Source organism: Nocardia cyriacigeorgica GUH-2, from assembly GCF_000284035.1.
GTDB classification, from domain to species: domain Bacteria; phylum Actinomycetota; class Actinomycetes; order Mycobacteriales; family Mycobacteriaceae; genus Nocardia; species Nocardia cyriacigeorgica_B.
This window is the reverse complement of the sequence record NC_016887.1, coordinates 5,582,231-5,605,973: the sequence shown is the minus strand read 5'-3', so window position 1 is coordinate 5,605,973 and position 23,743 is coordinate 5,582,231. Positions and strand designations below refer to the sequence as shown.

Annotated in this window: 27 protein-coding genes; 14 read left to right on the top strand and 13 right to left on the bottom strand. The window is 68.2% G+C overall.

All coding sequences use genetic code 11. The features are described 5' to 3' along the window. Positions 1 to 6 precede the first annotated feature (6 nt). On the bottom strand, positions 7 to 1,422 hold the full coding sequence (locus NOCYR_RS25100; RefSeq protein ID WP_014353214.1) for an ABC1 kinase family protein: 1,416 nt from the start codon (positions 1,420 to 1,422) through the stop codon (positions 7 to 9). A 174-nt stretch (positions 1,423 to 1,596) separates the two neighbouring features. Beyond that, positions 1,597 to 2,295: a TetR/AcrR family transcriptional regulator gene (locus tag NOCYR_RS25095; RefSeq protein WP_014353213.1), complete on the bottom strand. Its 699-nt coding sequence runs from the start codon at positions 2,293 to 2,295 to the stop codon at positions 1,597 to 1,599. Positions 2,296 to 2,618: 323 nt separating this feature from the next. On the opposite strand from NOCYR_RS25095, the gene NOCYR_RS25090 reads away from it, so the two are divergent. From NOCYR_RS25090 to NOCYR_RS25070, 5 genes are all read left to right on the top strand, one after another. Further along, the gene (locus tag NOCYR_RS25090) at positions 2,619 to 3,896 is read left to right on the top strand and encodes a DUF445 domain-containing protein (protein ID WP_051016839.1); all 1,278 of its coding nucleotides are present in this window, start codon (positions 2,619 to 2,621) and stop codon (positions 3,894 to 3,896) included. 104 nt (positions 3,897 to 4,000) lie between these two features. Beyond that, positions 4,001 to 4,501, top strand: a complete 501-nt coding sequence (locus tag NOCYR_RS25085) for a helix-turn-helix domain-containing protein (RefSeq protein ID WP_014353211.1) — start codon at positions 4,001 to 4,003, stop codon at positions 4,499 to 4,501. After that, positions 4,498 to 5,175 (top strand): hypothetical protein, encoded by a 678-nt coding sequence (locus tag NOCYR_RS25080; protein ID WP_014353210.1) that lies wholly within the window; start codon positions 4,498 to 4,500, stop codon positions 5,173 to 5,175. Before NOCYR_RS25085 ends, NOCYR_RS25080 begins: the two co-directional genes overlap by 4 nt. A gap of 132 nt (positions 5,176 to 5,307) precedes the next feature. Beyond that, positions 5,308 to 5,604: a DUF2516 family protein gene (locus NOCYR_RS25075; RefSeq protein ID WP_014353209.1), complete on the top strand. Its 297-nt coding sequence runs from the start codon at positions 5,308 to 5,310 to the stop codon at positions 5,602 to 5,604. A 173-nt stretch (positions 5,605 to 5,777) separates the two neighbouring features. Next, complete coding sequence (locus NOCYR_RS25070; protein WP_014353208.1) at positions 5,778 to 6,818, top strand: alpha/beta fold hydrolase; 1,041 nt, start codon at positions 5,778 to 5,780, stop codon at positions 6,816 to 6,818. A gap of 114 nt (positions 6,819 to 6,932) precedes the next feature. Here NOCYR_RS25070 and NOCYR_RS25065 read toward each other — a convergent pair whose 3' ends face one another. Beyond that, positions 6,933 to 7,574, bottom strand: coding sequence for a hypothetical protein (locus tag NOCYR_RS25065; protein ID WP_148280754.1), 642 nt, complete (start codon positions 7,572 to 7,574; stop codon positions 6,933 to 6,935). Positions 7,575 to 7,692: 118 nt separating this feature from the next. On the opposite strand from NOCYR_RS25065, the gene NOCYR_RS25060 reads away from it, so the two are divergent. After that, complete coding sequence (locus tag NOCYR_RS25060) at positions 7,693 to 8,418, top strand: DUF2993 domain-containing protein (protein ID WP_014353206.1); 726 nt, start codon at positions 7,693 to 7,695, stop codon at positions 8,416 to 8,418. Positions 8,419 to 8,456: 38 nt separating this feature from the next. Here the strand turns inward: NOCYR_RS25060 and deoC are convergent, their stop codons facing one another. Then, a complete protein-coding gene (deoC, locus tag NOCYR_RS25055; protein WP_014353205.1) occupies positions 8,457 to 9,125 on the bottom strand; it encodes a deoxyribose-phosphate aldolase in 669 nt (222 codons plus the stop codon). 110 nt (positions 9,126 to 9,235) lie between these two features. On the opposite strand from deoC, the gene NOCYR_RS25050 reads away from it, so the two are divergent. Together NOCYR_RS25050 and purU are read left to right on the top strand one after the other, a co-directional pair. Next, positions 9,236 to 9,757 (top strand): GNAT family N-acetyltransferase, encoded by a 522-nt coding sequence (locus NOCYR_RS25050; protein ID WP_014353204.1) that lies wholly within the window; start codon positions 9,236 to 9,238, stop codon positions 9,755 to 9,757. Positions 9,758 to 9,829: 72 nt separating this feature from the next. Then, complete coding sequence (purU, locus tag NOCYR_RS25045) at positions 9,830 to 10,720, top strand: formyltetrahydrofolate deformylase (protein ID WP_014353203.1); 891 nt, start codon at positions 9,830 to 9,832, stop codon at positions 10,718 to 10,720. Positions 10,721 to 10,860: 140 nt separating this feature from the next. On the opposite strand, the gene NOCYR_RS25040 is transcribed toward purU, so the two are convergent. The 5 genes from NOCYR_RS25040 to NOCYR_RS25020 all read right to left on the bottom strand — a co-directional run bounded on the left by NOCYR_RS25040 (position 10,861) and on the right by NOCYR_RS25020 (position 14,126). Further along, entirely contained in the window at positions 10,861 to 11,064 is a 204-nt protein-coding gene (locus NOCYR_RS25040) for a DUF397 domain-containing protein (RefSeq protein ID WP_014353202.1), read from the bottom strand. Further along, positions 11,061 to 11,939: a helix-turn-helix domain-containing protein gene (locus NOCYR_RS25035; RefSeq protein ID WP_014353201.1), complete on the bottom strand. Its 879-nt coding sequence runs from the start codon at positions 11,937 to 11,939 to the stop codon at positions 11,061 to 11,063. The genes NOCYR_RS25040 and NOCYR_RS25035 overlap by 4 nt, the downstream gene beginning before the upstream one ends. A 289-nt stretch (positions 11,940 to 12,228) precedes the next feature. Beyond that, a complete protein-coding gene (locus NOCYR_RS25030; protein WP_148280753.1) occupies positions 12,229 to 13,053 on the bottom strand; it encodes a class I SAM-dependent methyltransferase in 825 nt (274 codons plus the stop codon). Beyond that, positions 13,023 to 13,538 carry a DUF2505 domain-containing protein gene (locus NOCYR_RS25025; protein WP_014353199.1) on the bottom strand — a complete coding sequence of 172 codons (516 nt, stop codon included), beginning with the start codon at positions 13,536 to 13,538 and terminating at the stop codon, positions 13,023 to 13,025. The genes NOCYR_RS25030 and NOCYR_RS25025 overlap by 31 nt, the downstream gene beginning before the upstream one ends. Positions 13,539 to 13,640: 102 nt before the next feature. After that, positions 13,641 to 14,126 carry a DUF2505 domain-containing protein gene (locus NOCYR_RS25020; RefSeq protein ID WP_014353198.1) on the bottom strand — a complete coding sequence of 162 codons (486 nt, stop codon included), beginning with the start codon at positions 14,124 to 14,126 and terminating at the stop codon, positions 13,641 to 13,643. Positions 14,127 to 14,216: 90 nt separating this feature from the next. Here NOCYR_RS25020 and NOCYR_RS25015 point away from each other — a divergent pair, with 90 nt between their 5' ends. Both NOCYR_RS25015 and NOCYR_RS25010 read left to right on the top strand, forming a co-directional pair. Next, complete coding sequence (locus tag NOCYR_RS25015; protein ID WP_048834442.1) at positions 14,217 to 15,257, top strand: UDP-N-acetylmuramate dehydrogenase; 1,041 nt, start codon at positions 14,217 to 14,219, stop codon at positions 15,255 to 15,257. Between the two features lie 153 nt (positions 15,258 to 15,410). Then, positions 15,411 to 16,649 carry a L,D-transpeptidase gene (locus tag NOCYR_RS25010; protein ID WP_048833695.1) on the top strand — a complete coding sequence of 413 codons (1,239 nt, stop codon included), beginning with the start codon at positions 15,411 to 15,413 and terminating at the stop codon, positions 16,647 to 16,649. A 97-nt stretch (positions 16,650 to 16,746) separates the two neighbouring features. Here the strand turns inward: NOCYR_RS25010 and NOCYR_RS25005 are convergent, their stop codons facing one another. The 3 genes from NOCYR_RS25005 to NOCYR_RS24995 form a co-directional block, all read right to left on the bottom strand. Continuing rightward, the gene (locus tag NOCYR_RS25005; RefSeq protein ID WP_014353195.1) at positions 16,747 to 17,262 is read right to left on the bottom strand and encodes a YbjN domain-containing protein; all 516 of its coding nucleotides are present in this window, start codon (positions 17,260 to 17,262) and stop codon (positions 16,747 to 16,749) included. Next, on the bottom strand, positions 17,259 to 18,629 hold the full coding sequence (gene mshA / locus NOCYR_RS25000) for a D-inositol-3-phosphate glycosyltransferase (protein WP_036540622.1): 1,371 nt from the start codon (positions 18,627 to 18,629) through the stop codon (positions 17,259 to 17,261). The genes NOCYR_RS25005 and mshA overlap by 4 nt, the downstream gene beginning before the upstream one ends. 90 nt (positions 18,630 to 18,719) lie before the next feature. Next, complete coding sequence (locus NOCYR_RS24995) at positions 18,720 to 19,541, bottom strand: alpha/beta fold hydrolase (RefSeq protein ID WP_014353193.1); 822 nt, start codon at positions 19,539 to 19,541, stop codon at positions 18,720 to 18,722. Positions 19,542 to 19,655: 114 nt separating this feature from the next. On the opposite strand from NOCYR_RS24995, the gene NOCYR_RS24990 reads away from it, so the two are divergent. Together NOCYR_RS24990 and NOCYR_RS24985 are read left to right on the top strand one after the other, a co-directional pair. Next, entirely contained in the window at positions 19,656 to 20,393 is a 738-nt protein-coding gene (locus tag NOCYR_RS24990; RefSeq protein WP_014353192.1) for an SDR family NAD(P)-dependent oxidoreductase, read from the top strand. 100 nt (positions 20,394 to 20,493) lie between these two features. After that, complete coding sequence (locus NOCYR_RS24985; RefSeq protein ID WP_138445657.1) at positions 20,494 to 21,114, top strand: antibiotic biosynthesis monooxygenase; 621 nt, start codon at positions 20,494 to 20,496, stop codon at positions 21,112 to 21,114. 138 nt (positions 21,115 to 21,252) lie between these two features. Here NOCYR_RS24985 and NOCYR_RS24980 read toward each other — a convergent pair whose 3' ends face one another. Continuing rightward, positions 21,253 to 21,579, bottom strand: a complete 327-nt coding sequence (locus NOCYR_RS24980; RefSeq protein ID WP_138445658.1) for an antibiotic biosynthesis monooxygenase family protein — start codon at positions 21,577 to 21,579, stop codon at positions 21,253 to 21,255. A gap of 240 nt (positions 21,580 to 21,819) precedes the next feature. Between NOCYR_RS24980 and NOCYR_RS24975 the strand changes: the two genes are divergently transcribed. Together NOCYR_RS24975 and NOCYR_RS24970 are read left to right on the top strand one after the other, a co-directional pair. Further along, the gene (locus NOCYR_RS24975) at positions 21,820 to 22,716 is read left to right on the top strand and encodes an ROK family protein (protein WP_014353189.1); all 897 of its coding nucleotides are present in this window, start codon (positions 21,820 to 21,822) and stop codon (positions 22,714 to 22,716) included. Between the two features lie 113 nt (positions 22,717 to 22,829). Further along, the gene (locus NOCYR_RS24970) at positions 22,830 to 23,567 is read left to right on the top strand and encodes a phosphoglyceromutase (protein WP_014353188.1); all 738 of its coding nucleotides are present in this window, start codon (positions 22,830 to 22,832) and stop codon (positions 23,565 to 23,567) included. Positions 23,568 to 23,743: the final 176 nt, after the last annotated feature.

The following is a 23,743-nucleotide window of genomic DNA, read 5'->3' as shown; positions in this document are numbered from 1 at the left end:
GTTCCCTCATGCCTTGTCGTGTCGAGCCTTGCCGGATTTCTTACCGCCGCCGGTGCGTTCGGCCAGCCAGCGATGATGCTGCTTGCCGAGTTCGGTCACCGGCGGTTCGTCGTAGAGCCATTCCCGGGAGATGCGATGCCAGTTGGCGGTGGCCTCGAGCTGGCCGAGCATGCCGAAGGTGAGGAAGTCCGCGCGGCGGGAGAACAGATGTTCCGGCGGCAGATTCTGCTGCTTCATGCCGGTGAACTCGCTGGCCCGTGGGTCGACGGCGAGCAGGAACGCGCCGCTGGCCAGCTCCGGCGTGATGGTCAGTTCCTCATCGATCAGACACCACTCGGAGGCGGCGAGCACGTACTCGAGGCATTCCTCGGGGCCGATCTCGTCGGGCGAATCGATCACCCCGCGCTGAATCATCAACTCGCGCAGATCCTCGGCGCGATCCTCCGCCGCCGCCCGCAAACAGGCCGCCTCGAACCGCACATGTTCGGGATCCATTCGATTGAACAATCCGAAATCGAGAAATCCGACCCGCCCATCGGTGGTGAGCATGACATTGCCCGGATGCGGATCACCGCAGAATTCGTTGAACACGAACAGCGAACCCACATAGAAGCGGTAGATGATCTCGCCGATCCGATCCCGCTCGGCCTGCGGCAATTCCTTGATCTCGTCGAAGCCGCTGCCCACCAGGTACTCACTGACCAGCACCCGCCGCGTGCTCAGCTCCGGTACCGGCTGCGGGACCACGATGAACGGATGCCCGGCGTAGAGGTCGGAGATCTGCCGCTGGGTTTCGGCTTCGGCGTGATAGTCGAGTTCGGCCTCCATATTGAGGCGCAGCTCGTCCAGTACCGCAGGCGTCACCCACGGCATCGCCGATTGCAGCACCCGGCGAAACATCGCCAGGTTCTTCAGATCCGCGCGCACCGCGATATCGATGCCCGGATACTGCACCTTCACCGCGACCCGGCGCCCGTCGTGCAGCCGTCCGCGATACACCTGGCCGATCGAGGCCGCCGCCACCGGTTCGGATTCGAACTCGGCGAACACCTCGTCGAGCGGGCGGCCGAAATCCTCCTCGATCACCGCGCGCATGGCCTCGAACGACACCGTCGGCGCCGCGTTGCGCAATACCGCGAGGCGTTTCTGGAAACGTTCGCGATGGTCGGGCGGAACCAGATCCAGATCCAGCACCGACATCATCTGGCCGAGTTTCATGGCCACGCCCTTCATGGTGCCCAGCACCATGACCACCTGCTCGGTGGTGCGGATCATCGATTCTTCGGCCATTTTCGCGCGCACCGCTTCGGAGCGGCCACGCATGGACAGTCGCGCGCGCTGGGTGCGCAGCATGGATCCGGCCGCGACCGCGCCGAGCTTCGTCCCGCGAGCGAGCCGGGATGTCGGCACTTGCTTCGCCATCGAGGTACCTCCGTTGGTGCCGACGCGCGAACGGGCACGCAACCCCTCTGTAGCGCCCCGCTGGCGTTCAGACTAACCAACCGCGGCGCGATGTCGAGTCCCGCGTCACATCCACATGCCCGACCGGCTCAGACGGTGGGGTCCGGGAGTGCTCAGACAGTTGGCCGGGAGTGCTCAGACGGCGGGGCCGGGGGTTTCGGCGACGTCGACCGGCTTGGGCAACACGTGCGGCATGGCATTGAACTTGGCGCGCGAACCGCCCGCGCGCGCCATGCCCTCGATGGCGCTCCAGGCCATCATCGACAGGTAATCGATAACTTCCTCACGCGACATGGTCTTATCGGTGGTCCACCAGTGGGTGGCCAGCTGAATGCCGCCGACCAGCACATACGACCACAGCAGCGCGCCCTCGGTCTCGATGCCGAGATCGCCGGCCCGGCTGATGATGGCGGCGGCCACCACCTCGGCGAACAGCTTCTCGAACTCGGCCAGCGAGGACTGATCGGCCGAGCCGTTGCCCATGATGAACCGGTAGACCTCGGGGTCCTCGTCGACGGCGCCGACGTACTCACCGAGCGCGGTGCGCACCAGCTGGTACTCGTCGGCGTCGAGGCTGATCGCGCCGTAGACGCGCGGCATCAGGGTGATCTCGATGAACCGCTGCATGGTGGCGTGGACCAGATCGTTCTTGTCCGCGAAGTAGCGGTAGAGCACCGTCTTGGAGACTCCGATCTCGGCGGCGATCTCGTCCATGCCCGCGCTGCTGCCACGGGCGCGCACGGCGGCAAGAGTGCCGTCGACCAGCTCTTCACGGCGGTCGATCTTGTGCTGTCGCCATCGGCGTTTGCGGCCATCGGTATTGCCGGTGCGCACCGCCGCCGGTCGCGCGGTGCGCTCACCGACGTCGACAAGGTCTTCGGTGGACAGGGTGGGCTCCCTCGTTCGAAACGGATCCGTGTCACCCAGCTTAGGTCCCATTACCCCTCAGCAGGTCCGTTTGGGGTGTCGATCACCGCATTCGCGGGGTAGATGCGAGCGGAGTCACACTCGATCGCCGCACTCGGCGACCCTCCGGTGGCGTATGGCACCGCGGCCGCGGCGCGAAGGCCAGCAGAATGGAGGGCATGCAGAACGCTCCCGGCGATACCGCGGTCCTCGCCGACCGCAGCTCCGGCGCCGCCGACGCGCAGCCGACGATGCCGAGCAGTTTCACCTCCTTCACCGATGACGCGAGCAAACGGCGTGATCTGTGGAAGATGAAGTCGCTGGCCACCGGCCTGCTCGCGCTGGCGACCGCGATCTATCTGGGTTGCCGCTGGCTCGAGTCGCGCGGCGGCGGTGGCGATTGGGTCGGCTATGTGCGGGCCGCCTCCGAGGCCGGCATGGTCGGTGCGCTGGCCGACTGGTTCGCGGTGACGGCGCTGTTCCGGCATCCGCTCGGCCTGCCCATCCCGCACACCGCGATCATCAAACGCAAAAAGGACCAGCTCGGCGCCAGCCTCGGCAGCTTCGTGGGCACCAATTTCCTCTCACCCGAGGTGGTGACCGCGAAGGTCAATTCGGCGCAGGTGTCCTGGCGGGTCGGGCGCTGGATGGCCGAGCCGGCCAATGCCGGACGGGTGGCGCAGGAGAGTTCGACCATCCTGCGCGCGGTGGTCGGTGTACTGCGCGACGAGGACGTCGAGCAGGTCATCGACAACACCATCGTCAAGCGGATCGCCGAACCGCAGTGGGGTCCGCCGATCGGGCGGGTGCTCGCCGAACTGCTCGCCGACAACCGTCAGCTGCCGCTGCTGGATCTGCTGGCCGAACGCGCGCACCAGTGGGCGCTGGGCAGTCAGGAGACGATCGACCGCGTGGTGCTGCGCGACGCACCGCAGTGGGCGCCGAAGTTCGTCAACATCATGTTGTCCGAGAAGATCTATCGTGAGCTGGTCGAATTCACCTGGAAGGTGCGCTCGACCCCCGATCACGAGGTACGGCTGGCGGCCAACCGGTTCCTCGAGCAGTTCGCCGACGATCTCCAGCACGACGAGGCGATGATCGCCAAGGCCGAGCGGATCAAGTCACAGATCATGGGCCGCGAGGAGATCACCGGCATGGCCGAGGCCACCTGGCGCGCGGCCAAGCGGCTGATCCTGGAATCGGCCGACGACCCCAACAGCACGCTGCGCCGCAAGGTTGCCGAAAACGTGCAGGCGCTCGGTGAGCAACTGCGCGATGATGAACAGACCCGCGCCAAGGTCGACGGCTGGATCGAACGCGGCGCACGGTATCTGGCGGCCAACTACGCCGACGAGATCGCGACCATCGTCAGCGATACCGTTGCCAGGTGGGACGCGGAAGAAGCGAGTAAGAAGATCGAATTGCAGGTCGGGCGTGACCTGCAATTCATCCGGATCAACGGCACGGTGGTGGGTTCGCTTGCCGGACTTGCCATCTACACGGTGTCGCACCTGATGTTCGGCGGCTGAGACAGCGCCGCCGGATACTTGCCCGAAGGGTGCTAACACAAGTGCTTGCAATAGCTAGCACCCTGTCCTAGCATTGGTTACGTACTACCGCCAGAAGGTGAGTGATGGCAGACCAGCCCGAGGTTTCCGCCCAGCACACCGAGCAGCCGGACGACGGTTCCGGTCTCGGCGAACGGGGGGGTCGCGTCTCCAACGCGGCGCACGACATCGGAGGTTTCATCAGGGCGCAACGTGAGGCCGCCCAGGTCTCGCTGCGTCAGCTCGCCCAGCTGGCGGGGGTGAGCAACCCGTATCTCAGTCAGATCGAGCGCGGATTGCGCAACCCGTCCGCCGAGGTACTCGCGCAGATCGCGAAGGCACTGCGGGTGTCCTCGGAGGTGCTGTACGTACGGGCCGGCTATCTCGAACAGCGGCCGCACAGCCCGGTCCGGGATGCCCTGCTCGCCGACACATCGATCAGTGAACGGCAAAAGCAGGTCTTGCTGGATATTTACGAATCGTTTCGCCGGGAAAACGGAGGGAACGAATCAGGGGGGGATGACTGGGACAGCGCCGTTCCGCATATTACGACCGACACTCCGCCACGCCAGGAGAACGAAACATGACCGACAACGCCACCACCAAGCCGCTCTACGCGACCGTGGGCGCCGGTGACGCCGTCTACACCGCTGTCCTCGACGCTGTGACCCAGGTGCGCGAGCGCGCCCAGTCCGCCGACGTCACCGGCCGGGTCGACGAGGCCCGCGAGCGCATCGCCAACCTGCCCGCCGACGTCCAGGGCCAGTTCGACTCGCTGCGCGAGCGCCTGTCCGGCCTGCCCTCGGAGCTGCCGGAGGACCTCGCCGAGCTGCGTGAGAAGTTCACCCCGGAGGAGCTGCGCAAGCTGGCCGAGCAGTACTACCGCCAGGTCCTCGACCTGTACTCCGACCTCGCCGTGCGCGGTGAGGAGACCGTCGAGCGGCTGCGGGCCAACCATCTGGTCGAGGAGCAGGTCGGCCGGGTCGAGTCGCTGTACAAGGACGCCACCGAGCGGGCCGAGGACGTGCTGGGCCGGGTCAACGACCTGATCGGCCGTTCGGCCAAGGTGGTCGAGGAGCAGGCCGAGGCCGCTGCCGACGCTGTCGTCGATGCCGAGGTCGTCGAGGTCACCACCGAGACCGCGCCCGCTCCCGCCAAGAAGGCTCCGGCCGCCAAGAAGGCTCCGGCCAAGGCGCCCGCCAAGGCCGCCGCTCCCGCGAAGAAGGCTCCGGCGCGCAAGACCGCCGCGAAGAAGGCTTGATTCGCCTGCCGCATCCGTTGCGGTGATTCTGAACGACGACCCCGCGTACCCACCGGTGCGCGGGGTCGTCGCTTTTGTGCCTCGTCACCGCGGGAACCGGTGGGCGGCGGCGGTTGCTCCTATCATGGTGGAGTGGAATTTGCGCAGGGTGTGACCGGCCTGATCGTGCTCGTGCTGTGGCTGCTGGCTTTCGGCGCGACGATATTCGCGCTGATCCATGCCCTACGCCAGCGCCCGGACGCGTTCACCGCGGTTGACAAGCTGACCAAGCCGATCTGGCTGGCGATCCTCGGCGTTGCGGTGCTGCTTCTGCTGCTCTCGTTCGCCGGGCTGGGGTTGTTCGCCTTCATCGCGATCATCGCGACGGGTATCTATCTGGCCGATGTGCGGCCGAAGGTGGATGAGATTCAGCGCGGCCCGCGCTGGTAATCGCGCCGGCGTTGTAGGCCGTACCGTTGCGGCGGCCGCCGCCCGTTCGGAAAAAAATTTCGGTGTCGTCTGCGCTGGTGACGCGCGGTTACCCCGAATTTTCTCGGTGCTAGCACTAGCTAGCACCCACTCCAGCGGTTACTGTATCTGTCAGTAACACAAAGGAGTGTCCGATGCGTGCAAAGTTGCCGAATGCGTTGGCGAGCCTCCCGACCCAGCTTCGGGGCCTGCTGGACGTGCACCGTGCGAACCTGCGGTCACGCACCTACCAGAACGCCGCGCTGAACCCGCCGACCGTCCCGCACGAGGTCATCCCCGTCACGGCCGCGGACGGCGCCCGGCTGCGCGTGCACGCCTACGGACCCGCCGACGGTGACGTCATCGTGCTGGTGCACGGCTGGACCTGCGCCATCGAATACTGGTATCCGCAGATCAACGCCTTCGCCGGCGAATACCGCGTCATCGCCTACGACCAGCGCGGCCACGGCGAGAGCGAACTCGGCTCCAGCCCGCTCGACTGCGACCTGCTCGCCGACGACCTGTGCGCCGTCCTCGACGCCGCCCTGCGTCCCGGCCAGCGCGCCGTCCTCGTCGGCCACAGCCTCGGCGGCATGACCTTGCAGGCCTGGGCAGGCAAGCACCCCGACCGGGTCACCGCCCAAGCCGAGGCCGTCCTGCTCAGCAACACCGGCCCGCACTCCCTGGTCGCCGAAACCACCGTGGTGCCCCCGTTCAACAAGCCGCTCCCGTGGCTGGGCGGCCGCATCATCCCGCTGCCCTTCTGGTTCGGCCGCCTCGGCCTCGGCACCCCCGTCGTCTTCCCGCCGATCGCCCCCGTCCGCTGGGTCTTCGCCCGCCAGATCATGACCCTCGACGCCCCGCACGAACTGGTCGACTTCAGCATGGCCGTCGTCCGCTCCTGCCCCGCCTCGGTCCGCGCCAAGTTCGGCTTCCTGCTCGCCGACATGCACCTCGGCGAATCCGCCCGCAACCTCGTCGTCCCGACCACCCTGCTGGCCGGCGAATTCGACGACATGACCCCACCGGTCCACTCCGAACAGCTCGCCGAAATCCTCGCGGAGGTAGGCAGTTTGGTTCGTTACGAAGTGCTGCCGACCGGGCATCTCGGGAATGTGGAAGCGTACGAACGGTTCAACGAGGAACTGGGGCGTGTGCTCGACTCGGTGTATCAGCCGGTGGAGGCCGTGGGCTGAGTCGGCGGCGGCATCACCTCGAACGGGCGGTGTAACCGGTACCTCGCCATACGCCCCAACTTGTGGCGGATCACGGGTGAACCCGCACCCATGGACTCAGGCCGGTCGGCCGTCTCAGCTCGCGGCCAGGGCTCTGCGGACGCGCACTGATGCCCAAGTGCCCAAACTCTCTCCCGCCGTCCGGATCTCTGCCGCATCGCAGCGATGGATTGCGAGGGCATCCGCCACTACTTCGTCCAGGGCGGATTGCGCGATGTCGGACTCGGCGAGGTCGAGCACGGTGCGGACGGGTGTAGTGACGAGGAATGGCCCCGCGGATTCGAGGTCGGTGCTCGGTACCCGCCGGCGTTGAACCACCACCCGTTGAGTAACGGGCGGCCGTCCGGCGGCTGCGGACAGGTGTAGGTAGGTGGGGTGCAGGCGGCCGATGCCGTGCAGGTCGGCGGCGCTCTGGTGGGAGACGGCTACCGCACCGTCGAACCAGGCGGCCCACATGGCGCATTCGTCGAGCGGGCCTTCCGGCCAGTTCGCCATGCGCAGCATGCCGACGCCCGCCCTGGTCACCGAGCCGTTGCCGAGGCAGGCGCGGACGCGGTCGGCGCAACCGGTGCGCAACACCTGGCGGGTGGTGAAGAAGCCCGCGTGGCGGCCGGCCAGACGGCACAGCACGCGCCAGCCCCGTCCGGAATCACTGCTCGAGGGCGCGAGAGGATCGGGAAGGAAACCCGGGCTGAACCGCGCCGCTTCACCGGCCATGAGAACCAGACTACGTGGCAATCCTGTGGCTCATGTCACAATCGGTGCGGCTCGGCTACGAGACACTCCTCACCGCACCCTCAGAGCCGACACAGAAACGTCGGGAAGAATCTGATCCATGCCCACGAAGATCCGCTCCACCCTGACGGTCAGTCGCCGCACGCTGGTGATCGCCCTCGTCGCGGTGGCCGTGCTGCTGGCGACCGTGCTGGTCGGCGGCGAGGCCTACGCGCGGCACACGGTCTCGAGCTGTGTGAGCAGCCAGTTCGAGAAGGAGATGGGCTCGAAGATCGACGTCGGGTTCGGCGCCAAGCCGATGCTGGTGACCTGGGTCGACGGCAAACTGCCCGAGGTGAACGTCAACAGCGACGACGTGAAGTTCGGCCCGGCGGTCGGCATGCACGTCGAGGCGACCTTCCGCGATATCCAGGTCACCGACAACGGCCGCGGCGGCGCGGAGATCGGCCGCTCCTCCGCCGACGTCACCTGGAGCAACGACGGCATCGCCAAGACCCTCGGCGGGCTGGTCAGCAACGTCAGCTCCTCGGCGGCCGAGGGCAAGCTGACCATGGATGTGCTCGGCGGGTTCGCGCAGGTGCAGGTGCAGCCGCGGGTGGTCAACGGCGCCGTGCAGGTCGACGTCGAGTCGGCGCACGTGCTCGGCATCGGACTGCCGACCGATCTGGTGCAGGGCATCGCCGACCTGCTGTCGGAGAGCTTGCAGATGTACCCATTCGAGATGCGTCCGACGAACCTGCAGGTCACCGATGACGGCATCCGGGTGCAGCTGGCCGGCGGGCACGCCGAACTGCCCGCGAGCACCGAAGGCAGCTCCTCCTGCTGAGCGCCGGGCGTCCCCGCCGCGGGCGCACCGGCCTGTCTTCAGGCCGCGAAACCCTCCAGTACTGCACGGGATTTGGACAATCCGAGCCGGGTAGCGCCGGCGGCGATGAGGGCGGCGGCGGCCTCGGCGGTGCGGATCCCACCGCTGGCCTTGATGCCGAGCCTGCCGCCGACGGTCTCGGCCATCAGCTGCACCGCGCGCACGTCGGCGCCGCCCGCGGGATGAAATCCGGTGGAGGTCTTCACGAAATCGGCGCCTGCCTGTTCGGCCATCCGGCACACCTGCACGATCGCCTCGTCGGACAGCGCGGCCGATTCGATGATCACCTTCAGCACCGCCCGGTCGCCGACCGCCTCGCGGACGGTGACGATGTCGGCCAGCACCGCGCTGTAATCGCCCGCGACGGCGGCGCCCACGTCGATGACCATGTCCACCTCGTTCGCGCCCTGATCGACGGCCAGCCGCGCCTCCGCGCCCTTGACCAGCGAATGATGTTTGCCGGACGGGAATCCGGCGACCGTGGCCACCACGAGTCCCGGCGCGCGCACCGGCAGCATCGACGGCGACACGCAGATCGCGTACACGCCGAGTTCGCGGGCCTCCCGCACCAGCTCGTCCACCTGCTCGGGAGTCGCCTCCGGCGCGAGCAGGGTGTGGTCGATCATGTCGGCCACTTCGGCCCGGGTCAGCGACGCGGAATCTGCCATGGGGACAAAGTCTGGCATATCGCCGGCATGCCGCCCGGCGCGGCGGAATCCCGATTGCGCGGCGAGGGCGCTTCACGCACACTTCTGTTGGTCGGGAAGAGAGGACAACCGTGCTGATCCGACGCGAACGCGCCGGCGACTCCGACGCCATCGCCGCAGTCCACCGCAGTGCCTTCGGCCCGCAGTACACCGGCCAGGAGGCCATCGAACCTCCCGAAGTCGATCTGGTCGAGCGACTACGTAGCGATCCCGGCTGGATCCCGACGCTGTCGATGGTGGCGGTGGAGCACGACGCCGTCATCGGGCACGTCTGCCTCACCCGCGCCGCCGTCGGTCCGTTCCCGGTACTGGCGCTGGGCCCGATTGGGGTGCAGGCGGGATATCAGGGCGACGGTGTCGGCGCGGCGCTCATGCATGCCGTCCTCGGAGCTGCCGACGCCCTCGATGAACCTCTCGTCGGACTCGTCGGCCATCTCGACTACTACCCGCGCTTCGGTTTCGTTCCCGGCGCGCGTATCGGCATCGCGCCCGACGAGTCGAGCTGGGCGAGCCACTTCCAGGTGCGGGCACTGACGGCCTACGACACCCAGATCGTCGGCGAGTTCCGCTACGCGGAGCCGTTCTACAGCTGACTTCGCGGCCCCGGGCGAGGCGGCGGGAGCACTCGGTGCGAGTGGGCCTTTCTCACCTGCGAGGATGGGCGCATGAGTGCTGCTCCCTCCGTCACCGACGATCGTCGTTACGTGCTGACCCTCGGCTGCCCGGACCGTCCGGGCATCATCGCCGAGATCACCTCGTTCATCGCGGGCTTCGGGGGATCGATCGTGGAGGCCGGTTACCACTCCGATGTGGAGACCGGCTGGTTCTTCACCCGGCAGGCGATCAAGGCCTCGACGGTGCCGTTCGATCTCGGCGAGCTGCGCACCCGCTTCGCCGACGTGGCCGCGAGCCTCGGCTCCGAGACCGACTGGCAGCTGCTCGACTCGGGCGCGCGGCGGCGGGCGGTGCTGCTGGTCAGCAAGGACGGCCACTGCCTGCACGACCTGCTCGGCCGCGCCGCGTCCGGTGAGCTACCGGCCACCATCGAGGCCGTGATCGGCAACCATCTCGACCTGGCCGAGATCACCGAGGCACACGGGGTGAAGTTCCATCATGTGCCGTTCCCGAAGGACCCGGCCGAGCGCGGCCCCGCCTTCGAACAGGTCCGCGCGCTGGTCGACGCGCACGACCCGGACGCTGTCGTGCTGGCCCGCTTCATGCAGGTGCTGCCCGCGGACCTGTGCGAGCACTGGGCGGGCAAGGCCATCAACATCCATCACAGCTTCCTGCCCTCGTTCGTCGGCGCCCGCCCCTACCACCAGGCCTTCGCCCGCGGCGTCAAACTCATCGGCGCGACATGCCACTACGTGACGCCGGAATTGGACGCGGGCCCGATCATCGAGCAGGACGTGATCCGCATCGACCATGCGGACGAGGTGCGCGACATGGTGCGGCAGGGGCGTGATATCGAGCGGGTGGTGCTGGCGCGGGGTCTGCGCTGGCATCTGGAAGGCCGGGTGCTGGTACACGGGCGGCGGACCGTGGTGTTCTCCTGACCAGCGCACCCGGTTGATCGCGAACGGGAACAGTACGAGCCCTGGGCAACGATTGTCCAGGGCTCGCACCGCGTTCGGTGTGGTTGTCGCGGCGGCCGGCTACGCCCTCGATCTGCGGGACTACGCCGTCCTGCGACGGATCAGCGGTTGAACTTGCCGCCCGCCAGTCCGGCGGTGAACGCGTCCCACTCGCTCGGGCTGAAGATCAGCGCGCCGCTGGCGGGGTTCTTGGAGTCGCGGACGCCGACCGCGCCTCCGTTGATGAAGGCAACCTCTACGCACTCTTTGGATGCGTCGCTGTGGCGGCTCTTGAACCACTGGGCGCCGGATAGATCAGCGTTCATGTTTGGAACTCCTTCGCTACCTGCCGGAGCAAGGCCCTGCTGGCTACATCGTCCAAGGCCGCGTCCCGAATTGCCTTATGCGCCATATGGTACCGGGCAACGTCCCGGGGTTTCTCCAGATACAGGTCGCCGATGTAGCCGGGGATGTAGACCACGGATGGCTCGATGGGTGCGCCGGTCGCGTCGTTTCCGAAGCCCAGGATGATGAATTGGCCGGTGCTGACAGCCGTAGTCGGAGCGCCTGCGGCAAACGGGAGGATGCGGAGGTCGACGTTGGGTCGAGTGCTCATGTCGGCGAGGGACTTCAACTGCACGGCCGAGATCTTGGGACTGCCGATGACGCGGCGTATGACCGATTCGTGCAGCACGACATCGATCTCGATCGGATGCCGCTTCCGGGTGACGATCATCTGCCGGTATTGCCGCATCTGAACGCGGCGTTCGTGTTCGGTCGCAGATTTGTCTGGATGCCCGTCCCGCACTACCGCGCGCGTGTAGTCCGCAGTCTGCAAGATTCCCGGCACCAACTCCACGTGGTATGAGGTGAAAGTTCGTGCTGCTGCTTCCATCCCGATGTACACGTCGAAGCTCTCCGGGATGAGATCCCCGAACTCGAGCCACCAGCTCTTCTCGCTGGACTGTTTGGCGAGGCCGACGTAGGCGGCGGCGAGGTGGTCGGGTACCCCGTACAGCTCGCAGGCCGCTTGGACGTGGTCGATGTTGACTCTGTCGTTGTGTCCGTGTTCGAGCCGCCACAGCGTGGTGGAGCCGATGCCGAGTAGGGATGCTGCTTGTGGCTGGCTGAGTCCGGCGCGGGAGCGCCAGTCCATGAGATAGCTGCCGAGTCGGCGGCGCGGCAAGGTGGTGTCCTGCATGGAGTCCTCCCCATCGAGGGCGGGCCGGTCGACCCGCAAACGGGTAGAGCAATGGCATTGCCGCGGGAAGCATGCTGGGCTTTTGCGTCGTCCGGGCCGTTCGGCCCCGCACCCACCATTCCATCTCCGCGACAGATGATTCGCTGTTGCACGCAGATACCGCTCGATAACCCCGAGCACCACAATAGCACTAATGCATCAGTCGTAAAGCGTTCGTGGACAACGGGATTGGAGTTCTATCGGGAATATTCCAGATGAAATATTCAACGCTGAACCAGGCCGGAGAGATTCACGCGCGAACAGTTGCCGGTTCGGCAACCGGCAGTGGCGCCACCACATCCCACGGCACCGACAGCACGTTGTCGCGCATGCGCCGCCGATACTCCCGCACCGGGAAACCCTGCTCGCGCAACAGTTTTGCGGCACCGCGCCAGCGCACTCGCGGTCCGAACGGTGCCAGCGGTGCGGCGTGGGACCAGGCGCGGTCGGCGGCAGCGAGTAGTGCGTGCACACCTTCGCCGGGGATGTTGCGGTGGATCAAGACCTTCGGCAGACGCTCGGCGAGGTCGGAGGGGCGGTCGACGGTGAAGGGGTCCCAGGCGAGGGTCAGCGACAGCGGGCCGGTGTGGTCGAGCAGGACCCAGGCGCTGCGGCGTCCGAGTTCGTCGCAGGTGCCGTCGACGAGCAGGCCGCCGGGGGCCAGGCCGGACAGGATGGTGGACCAGGCGTCGGGGACGGCGGATTCGGGGTACTGGCGCAGCACGTTGAAGGCGCGGACGAGGACGGGGCGCAGGCCGGCGAGTTCGAAGCCGCCGCGGGCGAAGCTGACGCCGTCGCGGCCGGGAACCACGCGCTCGGGGTCGATCTCGAGGCCGACCACCCGGACGTCGGGCTGTACGGTGCGCAGCCGGGCGGCCAGTTCGAAGGTGGTCCATGGGCTCGCGCCGTAACCGAGGTCGACCACCAGGGGATCGGTGGCCGCGTGCAGGCGCGCGGTCACCAAGTCGTCGTTGATCAGCCAGCGATCACTGCGGCGCAACCGGTTGACGCCGGTGGTGCCGCGAGTGATCGTGCCTATCGGATTCAGCTGGTGGGGTTTTGTTCTTCCAGCCACCGCTGGGTCACCTCGGCCTCGGCACGGAACAGGTCGACGAGGTTGACCAGCATCAGCTGCTCCAGGCGCGGACCGACCATCGGGATGAACACCTTCGCCTCGGAGGAGATGCGCAGGGTGCAGCCGATTTCGGTGGGGAACAGGCGCATGGTTCCGGTGAGGCTGCCGGGACCCGCCGGGATGGACGCGGAGTACTTGCCCTCGACCTCGGGGCCGAACGGGCCGTAGCTCTCCTTGCGGGTGATCACCATGTCCTTGCGGATCACCGTCTGCGCGATATCGGGCAGGGTGTCGCGCGGCAGGATGTGGTGCAGGACCACCTCGATACCGTCGTCGTTGGACTCGAGGCTGATCACCTCGTTGGGGGAGTACTTGCGCATCTCCTCCATCCGGGCTTCCCAGTAATCCCGGTTCGACAGCGCCGCGTACAGCTCTTTGGTGGTGTGCAGCGGGTAGCGGGCGGAGTAGTCCAGTCGGCGAGCCATGGGCGGTTACGTTACCGGGACCGGTTGTCACGGCATCGCCGGGCAGCGGAAGAAGTGACCCGGCACAAACCGGTACCCGGCGACGCCGTCGGCGTCACAACGTCAGCGCTCGGAGATCCAGGCGTTGGTGAACTCGGTCTCCTCGGCCAGCAGTTCGGTGAGGCGTTCGGCGATGGCGGCCTCGATCTTGCCGCCGAACAGCGGAACCTTCACCTCGATGCTGCCCTCGATGACGGCGGTGGAGCCGGCGTCGATATCGCTGAGGGTGATGGTGCCGCGGACCTCGGCGGGGGCGCCTTCCACCCGCGCCTCGAAGGTGGCGGCAGTGCCGGTCCAGTTCTCGGTGCGAGGAATGACCAGGTCACCGGGACGCACGGCGGTGATGGCGGAGGGCAGCAGCTCGGCGGCGATGGCCTGCACCATCTCGACGCGCACCTGATCGCCCTCGACGCTCACCGACTCCAGCCGGGCATTCGGCCCGCCGACGGCGGCGATCCGGTCCTTCCAGTACTGCTCGTCGGCGACGGCAGCGCGCACGGCAGCGGCCGGATGGGTGTAGCGGGCCGTATACGCCAGGGGTGTAGCCATGGACGGACACGCTACCGTCTGGCTGTGCGAACTTCACCGTTGGACTCCTCGGAACACGTGCGTGACCTGCTGTCGGGCACCGGTGCGACGATCCGCGACGAGGTACGGCTCGCGGAGCTGACGACGCTGCGGGTCGGCGGCCCGGCGCTGGTCGCCGACTGCGCGAGCACCGACGCGCTGGTGGCGACCGTGCGCGCGCTCGACGCGGCGGGCATCCCGCTGCTGTTGCTCGCTGGTGGATCCAACCTGCTCATCAGCGATGACGGCTTCGACGGCGTGGTGGTGCGGGTGGGCACGACCGAGGTCACCTTCGGAACCGACGGTGTACTCGCCGAGGCGGGCGCGAACTGGGACGCGGTGGTGGCGGCGACCGTCGAGGCCGGGTTCGGCGGGCTGGAATGCCTGTCCGGGATTCCCGGGTCCGCAGGGGCGACGCCGGTGCAGAACGTCGGCGCTTACGGCGTGGAGGTCGACCGGTTGCTGCGCCGGGTCCGGCTGCTCGACCGCACCACCGGGGAGATCCGCTGGGCCGAACCGGACGAACTGGGGTTCGGCTATCGCACCAGTGTGCTCAAGCACAGCGATCGGGCGGTGGTGCTCGCGGTCGAATTCGCACTCGATCCCAGCGGGGCCAGCGCGCCGCTGCGCTACGGCGAACTCGCCCGGATGCTCGGCGCGGCCGACGGCGAATCACGGCCTGCCGCGCAGGTCAGGGAGGCCGTGCTGAAGCTGCGTGCGGGCAAGGGGATGGTGCTCGACCCGGCCGATCACGACACCTGGAGCGCGGGCTCGTTCTTCACCAATCCGGTGGTGGCGCAGGATCGGGCCGAGCAGGTGCTTGCGGCGATCCGCGCGCATGTCGGGGAGGTGGCGATCCCGACCTATCCGGCGCCGGACGGGGTGAAACTGTCGGCCGGCTGGTTGATCGAACGGGCCGGCTTCGGCAAGGGGTTCCCGGGGCCGGAGGCGGCCGCGCGGTTGTCGACCAAGCACACGCTGGCGCTGACCAATCGGGGTGCGGCGACGGCGGCCGATCTGGTCGCGCTGGCGCGCACCGTCCGCGACGGGGTTGCCGAGCGGTTCGGGGTCGGGCTGGTTCCGGAGCCGGTCACCGTCGGGATCACGCTGTAAGGACGCCGCTGTATCGGTAGCTGCGCGATTGCTGTCGCATAAGGTCTCGCGGCAGCAAACAACGGCGTCGACGTGGCCGAACACACACCCGTACCCGCCGATTCGGCGCGAGGATGGTCAGCCGACCGATTTGCCGGGCGTAGATTCGATGGGGTGAGCAACCGACCAGACACGTTCCGGCCGGCTGCCGCTGTGGCGGGTGTGCTGCTCGCGGTGGTGGCGCTGATCGCCGGATGCACGAGCGACCGCGCGGGCTCCGGAGCCGCGTCCGACGAACCGATCGCCTCGGTCACGATGAGCCCGGATGCCGACGCGACCGACGTCAACCCGACCGCACCGATCTCGGTGACGGTCGAGAACGGCACCATCAACCAGATCGCGCTGACCAACGCCAACGGCAGGCAGGTCGAGGGCGAGATGTCGCCGGACAAGCGCAGCTATCGCACCACCGAACCGCTCGGCTACGACTCGTCCTACACCTGGACCGGCACCGCGATCGGTACCGACGGCAAACCTGTCCCGATCGACGGCACCTTCACCACCCTCGCGCCGAAGGCCACCGTCCCGGCCACGCTCAATATCGGCGACGGTCAGGAAGTCGGCATCGCGGCCCCGATCATCGTCCAGTTCAAGGCGCCGGTGCAGAACAAGGCCGCGGTGGAGAAGGCGCTCACCGTCACCACCGATCCGCCCACCGAGGGCGCATGGGCCTGGTTCCCCGACGACAACGGCGGCTCCCGGCTGCACTGGCGGCCCAAGGAGTACTGGACGCCCGGCACCCGCGTGCACGTCGCGGCCATGCTCTATGGACTCGATCTCGGCAACGGCAAGTACGGCGACGCCGACCTCACCTCGGATTTCAGCATCGGACGGGCCCAGATCGTCAAGGCCGACGCCCCCAGCCACCGCATGCAGGTGGTGCGTGACGGCGAGGTCATCTTCGACTTCCCGGTCAGCTACGGCGAGGGCAATGAGGACCGCAATGTGACCCGCTCGGGAATCCACGTGGTGACCGAGAAGTACGAGGACTTCATGATGTCGAATCCGCCGTATTACGAGAACGTGCGCGAACGGTGGGCGGTGCGGATCTCCAACAACGGCGAATTCATCCACGCCAACCCGGCCTCATTGTCGGCGCAGGGCGCGGCCAACGTCACCAATGGGTGCATCAACCTCTCACCCGCCCACGCCGAAGCCTATTTCGCCACGGCGCGGTACGGCGATCCGGTCGAGGTCACCGGCACCCGGATCCCGCTGTCGGCCGCCGACGGAGATCTCTATGACTGGACCATCGACTGGGCCACGTGGAAATCGATGTCGGCGCTGAATGGGAAGCCGGCGACGACCATCTCGGCGACACCAGTTCCGCCGCAGCCCGCGGGTGGGCGCTGATTCCGGCGTCCCGGGTCCGGCTGCAGCCGACCGGCGTGTGAGGGTGGCCGGCTTGTTCTCGCCGCAGCCTGCCGGCGGACGGTAATACCCGGAAAACCTAAGGCGTATCGGACGATTCGTCGATCAAGTGCTCGAACGCGCGCAGGTTCTTCAACGATTCCCCGCGCGAGACCCGCCACTTCCATTCCTTGCGAATGGATTCGGCGAACCCCAGTTCGAGCAGGGTGTTGAAGTCGAAATCGACGGCCTCGAGGACCTGGCCGAAAATGCGGTCGAGTTCGTCGGGGTCGACGGCGTGGTTGGAGATCCGGCCGACGAGGTAGATGTCACCCACGCGGTCCAGGGTGTAGGCCACACCGTAGAGCTTGCGGTTGCGGCGCAGCAGGTATTTGTAGACGCCTTCGAAATTCTCGTCCGGTTTGCGGCAGACGAACGATTCGATCCGCACCCCGTGCTTGCCGACGGTGAGCATGAGCGTGGTCTTCAGCTTGCGCTCGCCGGGCAGCACGACGACGAAGGTGTCCTCGGCGGGGCGGGTGTATTCGATCTCGCGGTCGGCCAGCGTCGCGTCGATGACGTCGGCGACGGCCGCTGCCTCGGGTACCTGGCTCATCGGCGTGCTCCTGTCCGGCGCCGCCACAGCGCCCGCGATCTGGCCTGACTGTCGCCGAGGATAGTCGGCCGGGCCCCGAAGGCGGCGGGGCCGGAGCGGTCGTCGGCGAATCGGGACAGTGCGGCCGAATAGCTGGCCAGCAGTCCGTCGGCGGTGTGCGCCCAGGAGAAGCCCGCGGCGTGTTCGACGGCCCGCGCGCCCATCTCGGTGAGCCGGTCGGGGGCGTCGAGCAGGGTGGTCAGGGCGCCGGCCCAGTCGTCGGTGCGGTGGCCGGGCACCAGCAGGCCGGTGTGCTGATCGCGTACTGCGGTGCCGAGCCCGCCCACATCGGCGGCCAGCACGGGCGTGCCGCTGGCCTGCGCCTCGAGTGCGACCAGGCCGAAGGATTCGTTGTAGCTGGGGACCGCGACCAAGTCGGCGGCGCGATAGATCTGCACCAGCCGGTCGGCGGACTGCGGCGGCAGGAACGTCACCCGGTCGGCGATGCCGAGTTCGGCGGCGAGTTCGATGAGCGCGTCGGGGCGTTTCAGGCCACTGCCCGAAGGGCCGCCCACGATGAGCACGCGCAGCTTGCGATCCGGTTCGCGGCGCAGCACCTCGGCGGCGGCGCGTACCAGCACATCGGGCGCCTTCAACGGCTGGATGCGGCCGATGAACGCGACGATCTGCTCGTCGGCGGGCAGGCCGAACTCCGCGCGGGCGGCGGCCTTGTCGCCGGGAAGGTAGCGGCTCAGGTCGGCGCCGGGCGGCACCACATCGATCCGGTCCGGCTCGGCGCCGTAGAGCTCGACGAGCTGGCGGGCCTCGGCATCGGTATTGGCGACCATCCGGTCGGCCTCGGCGATCACCTGCTTCTCGCCGATCTCGCGGGTCGCGGGCTCGGGACAATCACCTTCGGCCAGCGCGGCGTTCTTCACCGCGGCGAGGGTGTGCGCGGTGTGCACCAGCGGCACCCGCCAGCGATCCCGGGCCAGCCAGCCCACCTGGCCGGACAGCCAGTAATGCGAATGCACCAGGTCGTAATGACCGGGCAGATGCCTGGCCTCTTGGCGCAGCACCTCGGCGGTGAACGGGCACAGCTGCGTGGGCAGATCGTGTTTGTCCAGGCCCTCGAACGGGCCCGCCACCACATTGCGCACCAGCACGCCCGGCGCGGCTTCCTGCACCGGGGGGACGTTGGAGGAGGTGGCCCGGGTGAAGATCTCCACCTCGGTGCCACGCCGGGCCAGCTCGATGGCGGTTTGCAGCACGTAGACGTTCATGCCGCCCGCATCGCCGGTGCCCGGCTGCGCGAGTGGTGAGGTATGCACCGACAACACGGCGATCCGACGGGGCCGTGGTTCCGGGCGTTGACTCACACTGTCCATACTGCATCGTGTAACGCCCCGTTCAGGTGCCCCCTTCCCGACGAGTGACAGCCATCACAAGCCGGGCGTGAGCTCGCTCACTCCCGCGAGTCAGAGCCCGTCGACGAACTCGCTCACCTCACCGACGAACCGCTCGCGGTCCTCGATGAACAGCCCGTGCTGGGCGTCCTCCCAGAACGAGGTGCGCGACTTCGGGGCCAGCTCGGCGATGTAGCGGCCGTTGTCGATGGGGACCACCGGGTCGGCGGTGCCGTGCAGCACCAGCACCGGAATGTCGAGGTTGCGCAGGGTTTCGGAGTTGTCGACGGTCCGGTAGAACAGCGCCTTGCGCACGAACGGCGGAGTGGACAGGCTCGCGCCGAACAGCCGTTGCGCGTCGACGCCCTTGTCCGCGCCCGGCCCGGTATTGGAATTGCCGAAGGCGGCGAAACCGCGCATGGCCCGGCCCGCGCTCTCCTCGAAGACCGAGGGAATCGCGGTCTGCATGGCCGGGCCCACCGCCGCGCCCGGGACGTCGGGGCCGATATTGGCCAGCGAGCCGGTGAAGATCACGCCGGCGACCGCGCCGGTGCCGTAGGCGGTGAGGTAGTCGCTGATCGCGATGCCGCCGTAGGACCAGCCGAGCAGTACGGCGCCGGACTCGATGGATTCGGCGGAGAGTACGGCGGCGAGATCGGCGGCCCAGTTCTTCGGATCGTCGTAGCCGGATTCCGGCGCGCCGGAGTAGCCGTGGCCACGCAGATCGACCGCGATCACGCGGTACTTCTCGGCGAGGTCGTCGGCGGCCTGGCCCCAGCACCGCAGGTTCGCCGACCATCCGTGCAGCAGCACCAGCGGCCTGCCCTCGGCCGTGCCGCTGACCCGGTAGACGATGCTGGTTCCGTCCGCGCTGACGACTTCCCGAATACCCATGGCGTCAGGCTAGCGGCTCGCCGTCGGCGGCGGATCCGGTGAGCGCGTGCGGGGCGAGGTGATCCGCGGCGGGCGCGCGGCGCGGCTGGTGGAGGCCCTTTAGGCTCGACGGTTATGAGTACACGTACCGCTGTCGTCACCGGAGCCAGCTCGGGAATCGGGGAGGCCACCGCCCGCGAGCTCGCGAAGCAGGGCTACCACGTGTATGTCGGGGCCCGCCGGGTCGACCGATTGCAGCGGCTGGCCGAGGAGATCGGCGGCACCGCACTCGAACTCGACGTGACCTCCGACGACTCGGTGCGCGCCTTCACCGACGCCATCGAGCGCGTCGACGTGCTGGTCAACAATGCCGGCGGCGCCAAAGGCCTGGCCACGGTCGCCGAGGCCGACCTCGACGACTGGCGCTGGATGTGGGAGACCAATGTGCTCGGCACCCTGCGGGTGACCAAGGCGCTGCTGCCCAAGCTCATCGACTCCGGCGACGGGCTCATCGTCACCATCACCTCCGTGGCGGCCTTCCACGCCTACGACAACGGCTCCGGCTATACCTCCGCCAAGCACGCCCAGGCGGTGCTGCACCGCACGCTGCGTGGTGAGCTGCTCGGCAAGCCGGTCCGGCTCACCGAAATCGCGCCCGGCGCAGTGGAAACCGAGTTCTCCCTGGTCCGCTTCTCCGGCGACGAGGAGCGCGCCGCGAAGGTCTACGAAGGCATCGACCCGCTGGTCGCCCAGGACATCGCCGAAATCGTCGCCTTCACCGCGTCGCGGCCGCCACACGTCAACCTGGACCAGATCATCGTCAAGCCGCGCGACCAGGCCGACCCAGGCCGCTTCGCCCGCCGCACCTCCTGATGAGGCGAACGGCCTCTTGCCTCTGCGTGCTCGAGCGAGCATCGTGAAGAGCACCGGTGGCGCCACCGGGCGCTGCCCCGAAGCAGAGAGGGGGTGGATCGTGTACGCGCGATCTACCACGATTCAGGCGCAACCCTCCGCTATCGACGACGGGATTGCGCATATGCGTGATGTCGTGCTGCCTGAACTCCAAGAAATACCCGGGTGCGTCGGACTGTCGCTGATGGTGGACCGGACCAACGGCCGCTGCATTGCCACCAGCTCCTGGGAAACCGAAGAGGCCATGCATGCCAGCGCGGAGCGGGTCGGCCCGATCCGGGAGCGCGCGATCGCGCTGTTCGGCGGCAGCGCGCACGTCGAGGAATGGGAAATCGCCGGCCTGCACCGGGCCCACCGCACCCACGAGGGCGCCTGCGTGCGCGCCACCTGGGTGAAGACCGATCCCAGCCGCATCGACGCGGCCGTCGAGGTCTACAAGGCCGGCACCCTGCCCGCGATGGAGGAACTCGACGGGTTCTGCAGCGCGAGCCTGATGATCAACCGCAGGTCGGGCCGCGCCGTCTCCTGCACCACCTACGACGACGCCGAGGCCATGCGCCGCAGCCGCGAACAGTCCGCCGCCCTGCGCGTCGACGCGGCCCGGCAGACCGGTGTCGAGGCCCTCGACGTCCGCGAGTTCGAACTGGCCCTCGCGCACCTGCGGGTGCCGGAAATGGCGTGAGGTTCCGGTAGTTCGATGACCGCGTGAACCGGTGGGTCGCGATACGACGACCCGCCGGCTCGTCATGCCGCGATCGGGCGGGCTCGGCCCGGACCCGTTCGGCGACGACGCCCAGGGTGCCGCCATCGAGGCGCATCCCTATTCCGCCTGCCGGAAGCCGTGGTGGCGCAGCTGCTCGCAGACGGTGATGGAGTACTCGCTGTAGAAATCGGTCCGGCCGAGCTGCTGGGCGCGGCGGTGTTCGGGATCGCTGCGCCACGCGTCGTGATGGGCGCGGTTGTCGAAGACGACGATGGAGACCCGTTCGCCGTCGGCGGCGGTGTAGGTCTTGATGTCGAGGAAACCGGGCATCGCGCGGGCGCGTTCTTCCATCCGGTCGGCCATCGCGGGGTAGCCGTTGGCTTCGGCGTCCGGACGTAGACGCGAGCGGAAGATGGTCACGATCTGGGGGTCGTCATCGGTCACGGGCAGAGCATGCGTCCGCCGGTGATCGAGCACCAGTCAATTTCCAGTCGAGTCGTATGCCGCACGGCTCATCGCCGCTCGGCAGTTCGCGGTTGTGGCGTTCCGGCGGGAGCGGGCGGGGCGCGGCGCTGATGGCCACCTCGTAACGGCGTTCGACACGGCGCTAGGTGGCTCGCTCCGCTGCGCTCGGGGGAGCGGGGTGGGCGACAATCGTGGCGGCGTAGTGATGAGGGAGGCGACGTGGCGGTGCTGGCGCTCGATATCGGGGCGACGAAGTTCGCGGCGGGGGTCGTCGACGAGCGGGGACGGGTGACGGGGGTGCGGCGGGTTGCGGTGCCGGAGTCGGGGGTGTGGGAGGCGTGCCGGGGGCTGTTGGTCGAGGTCGCGGCGGGAGAGGCGGTGAGTGCGGTCGGGGTCGGATCGGCGGGGCCGGTGGATGTGCCTGCGGGGATCGCCGGGCCGTTGAATATTCCGGAGTGGCGGGAAGGGTTCGCCATCGTTGACGCGGTCGGTGCGCTGTTTCCCGGTGCCGCAGTGCGATTCGCCATCGACGGCGCGTGTCTGGCGCTGGCCGAACATCATTCGGGTGCGTTGCGCGGTGTGCCGAACGCACTGGCGATGACGGTCTCGTCCGGGATCGGTGGCGGGCTGCTGGTCGACGGTCGCGTCGCTTCCGGCCGGACCGGCAACGCGGGCCACATCGGGCACATCGTTGTTCCGGGCTGGGATGTGCCGTGTGCCTGCGGTGGTTTCGGGTGCGTCGAGGCGGTCGCGAGTGGGATGTCGTCGGCGCGGTGGGCCAGGGAGCAGGGGTGGACCGGTGCGAACGGGGCGGAGCTGGCGCGGGCGGCCGCGGCCGGCGACCGGATCGCGCTCGCGGCGCTGGAACGGGCCGGGACCGCGCTCGGGCAGGCCGTCAGTTCGGCGGCGGCGCTGCTGGACGTCGACACCGTCGTCATCGGCGGCGGCTTCGCGCATTCCGGCGAACCGCTGTGGGGCCCGATGCGCGCGGCCATCACCCGGCATGCGGGACTGAACTTCATCCGCGATCTGCGGGTGCACCTGTCGACGCTCGCCGACGGCGCCACCCTCGTCGGCGCCGCCATCCTCGCGGCGGATCTGCCCGCAGTCGGCTGAGTGCCGCATCAGGCTGCCCGCGCTTCGGCACGAGCTCCCCGATCCCCTGACCGGCCCCGCACCCCCTCGAGGTGCCCGCCCGTCACCGATCCGACCATGGCAGGATGGCCCGCATGACGTACACCCTCGTGTTGCTGCGCCACGGCGAGAGCGAATGGAATGCCCTGAATCTGTTCACCGGCTGGGTGGACGTCCATCTGACGGACAAGGGCATCGCCGAGGGCAAGCGGGCCGGTGAGCTGCTGGCCGAGCACGGCATCCTGCCCGACATCGTCTACACCTCGCTGCTGCGCCGCGCGATCAGCACCGCCAATATCGCCCTCGACGCCGCCGACCGGCACTGGATTCCGGTCGTGCGCGACTGGCGCCTCAACGAGCGCCACTACGGCGAGTTGCAGGGCAAGAACAAGGCCCAGATCCGCGACAAGTACGGCGACGAGCAGTTCATGCTGTGGCGGCGCAGCTACGACACTCCGCCGCCGCCGATCGAGGCCGACAACGAGTACAGCCAGAGCGGCGACGCCCGCTACGCCGGGATCGAGGTCCCGCGCACCGAATGCCTGCTCGACGTGGTGAACCGGATGGTGCCCTACTGGGAGTCGACCATCTCCAAGGAGCTGCTCTCGGGTAAGACCGTGCTGGTCGCCGCGCACGGCAACTCGCTGCGCGCCCTGGTCAAGCACCTCGATCAGATCTCCGATGACGACATCGCCGGCCTGAACATCCCCACCGGTATCCCGCTGCGCTACGAACTCGACGAGAACCTGCGCCCGGTGCGTCCGCGCGAGTACCTCGATCCGGAGGCCGCGGCCGCCGGTGCCGCAGCCGTCGCCGGCCAGGGCGGCAAGTAAGCACCTCACCGCACTCTCTCTCAGCGCGCCGCGTCTCACTCCGAGACGCGGCGCGCTAGCGTTTCGGCCCGATAACCGCCCTATCCGTCTGAGTCGGTCACCGCTCCCACGCCGCCCGAAAGTACGCAAAAAAACCCCGTCCGACCGGCCATCGAGCGCATTAAGTGACTGACGAT

What these genes read in the sequence shown, in the direction of transcription:
- NOCYR_RS25020 (WP_014353198.1), bottom strand. Translation starts at nt 14,126, where the DNA reads ATGGCTACACCCCTGGCGTATACGGCCCGCTACACCCATCCGGCCGCT.
- NOCYR_RS25035 (WP_014353201.1), bottom strand. Translation starts at nt 11,939, where the DNA reads ATGCAGGACACCACCTTGCCGCGCCGCCGACTCGGCAGCTATCTCATG.
- NOCYR_RS25080 (WP_014353210.1), top strand. Translation starts at nt 4,498, where the DNA reads ATGACCGACAACGCCACCACCAAGCCGCTCTACGCGACCGTGGGCGCC.
- NOCYR_RS25065 (WP_148280754.1), bottom strand. Translation starts at nt 7,574, where the DNA reads ATGGCCGGTGAAGCGGCGCGGTTCAGCCCGGGTTTCCTTCCCGATCCT.
- NOCYR_RS24990 (WP_014353192.1), top strand. Translation starts at nt 19,656, where the DNA reads ATGAGTACACGTACCGCTGTCGTCACCGGAGCCAGCTCGGGAATCGGG.
- NOCYR_RS25005 (WP_014353195.1), bottom strand. Translation starts at nt 17,262, where the DNA reads ATGAGCCAGGTACCCGAGGCAGCGGCCGTCGCCGACGTCATCGACGCG.
- NOCYR_RS25060 (WP_014353206.1), top strand. Translation starts at nt 7,693, where the DNA reads ATGCCCACGAAGATCCGCTCCACCCTGACGGTCAGTCGCCGCACGCTG.
- deoC (WP_014353205.1), bottom strand. Translation starts at nt 9,125, where the DNA reads ATGGCAGATTCCGCGTCGCTGACCCGGGCCGAAGTGGCCGACATGATC.
- NOCYR_RS25040 (WP_014353202.1), bottom strand. Translation starts at nt 11,064, where the DNA reads ATGAACGCTGATCTATCCGGCGCCCAGTGGTTCAAGAGCCGCCACAGC.
- NOCYR_RS25085 (WP_014353211.1), top strand. Translation starts at nt 4,001, where the DNA reads ATGGCAGACCAGCCCGAGGTTTCCGCCCAGCACACCGAGCAGCCGGAC.
- NOCYR_RS25090 (WP_051016839.1), top strand. Translation starts at nt 2,619, where the DNA reads ATGCCGAGCAGTTTCACCTCCTTCACCGATGACGCGAGCAAACGGCGT.
- NOCYR_RS24970 (WP_014353188.1), top strand. Translation starts at nt 22,830, where the DNA reads ATGACGTACACCCTCGTGTTGCTGCGCCACGGCGAGAGCGAATGGAAT.
- NOCYR_RS25100 (WP_014353214.1), bottom strand. Translation starts at nt 1,422, where the DNA reads ATGGCGAAGCAAGTGCCGACATCCCGGCTCGCTCGCGGGACGAAGCTC.
- purU (WP_014353203.1), top strand. Translation starts at nt 9,830, where the DNA reads ATGAGTGCTGCTCCCTCCGTCACCGACGATCGTCGTTACGTGCTGACC.
- NOCYR_RS25025 (WP_014353199.1), bottom strand. Translation starts at nt 13,538, where the DNA reads ATGGCTCGCCGACTGGACTACTCCGCCCGCTACCCGCTGCACACCACC.
- mshA (WP_036540622.1), bottom strand. Translation starts at nt 18,629, where the DNA reads ATGGACAGTGTGAGTCAACGCCCGGAACCACGGCCCCGTCGGATCGCC.
- NOCYR_RS24995 (WP_014353193.1), bottom strand. Translation starts at nt 19,541, where the DNA reads ATGGGTATTCGGGAAGTCGTCAGCGCGGACGGAACCAGCATCGTCTAC.
- NOCYR_RS25070 (WP_014353208.1), top strand. Translation starts at nt 5,778, where the DNA reads ATGCGTGCAAAGTTGCCGAATGCGTTGGCGAGCCTCCCGACCCAGCTT.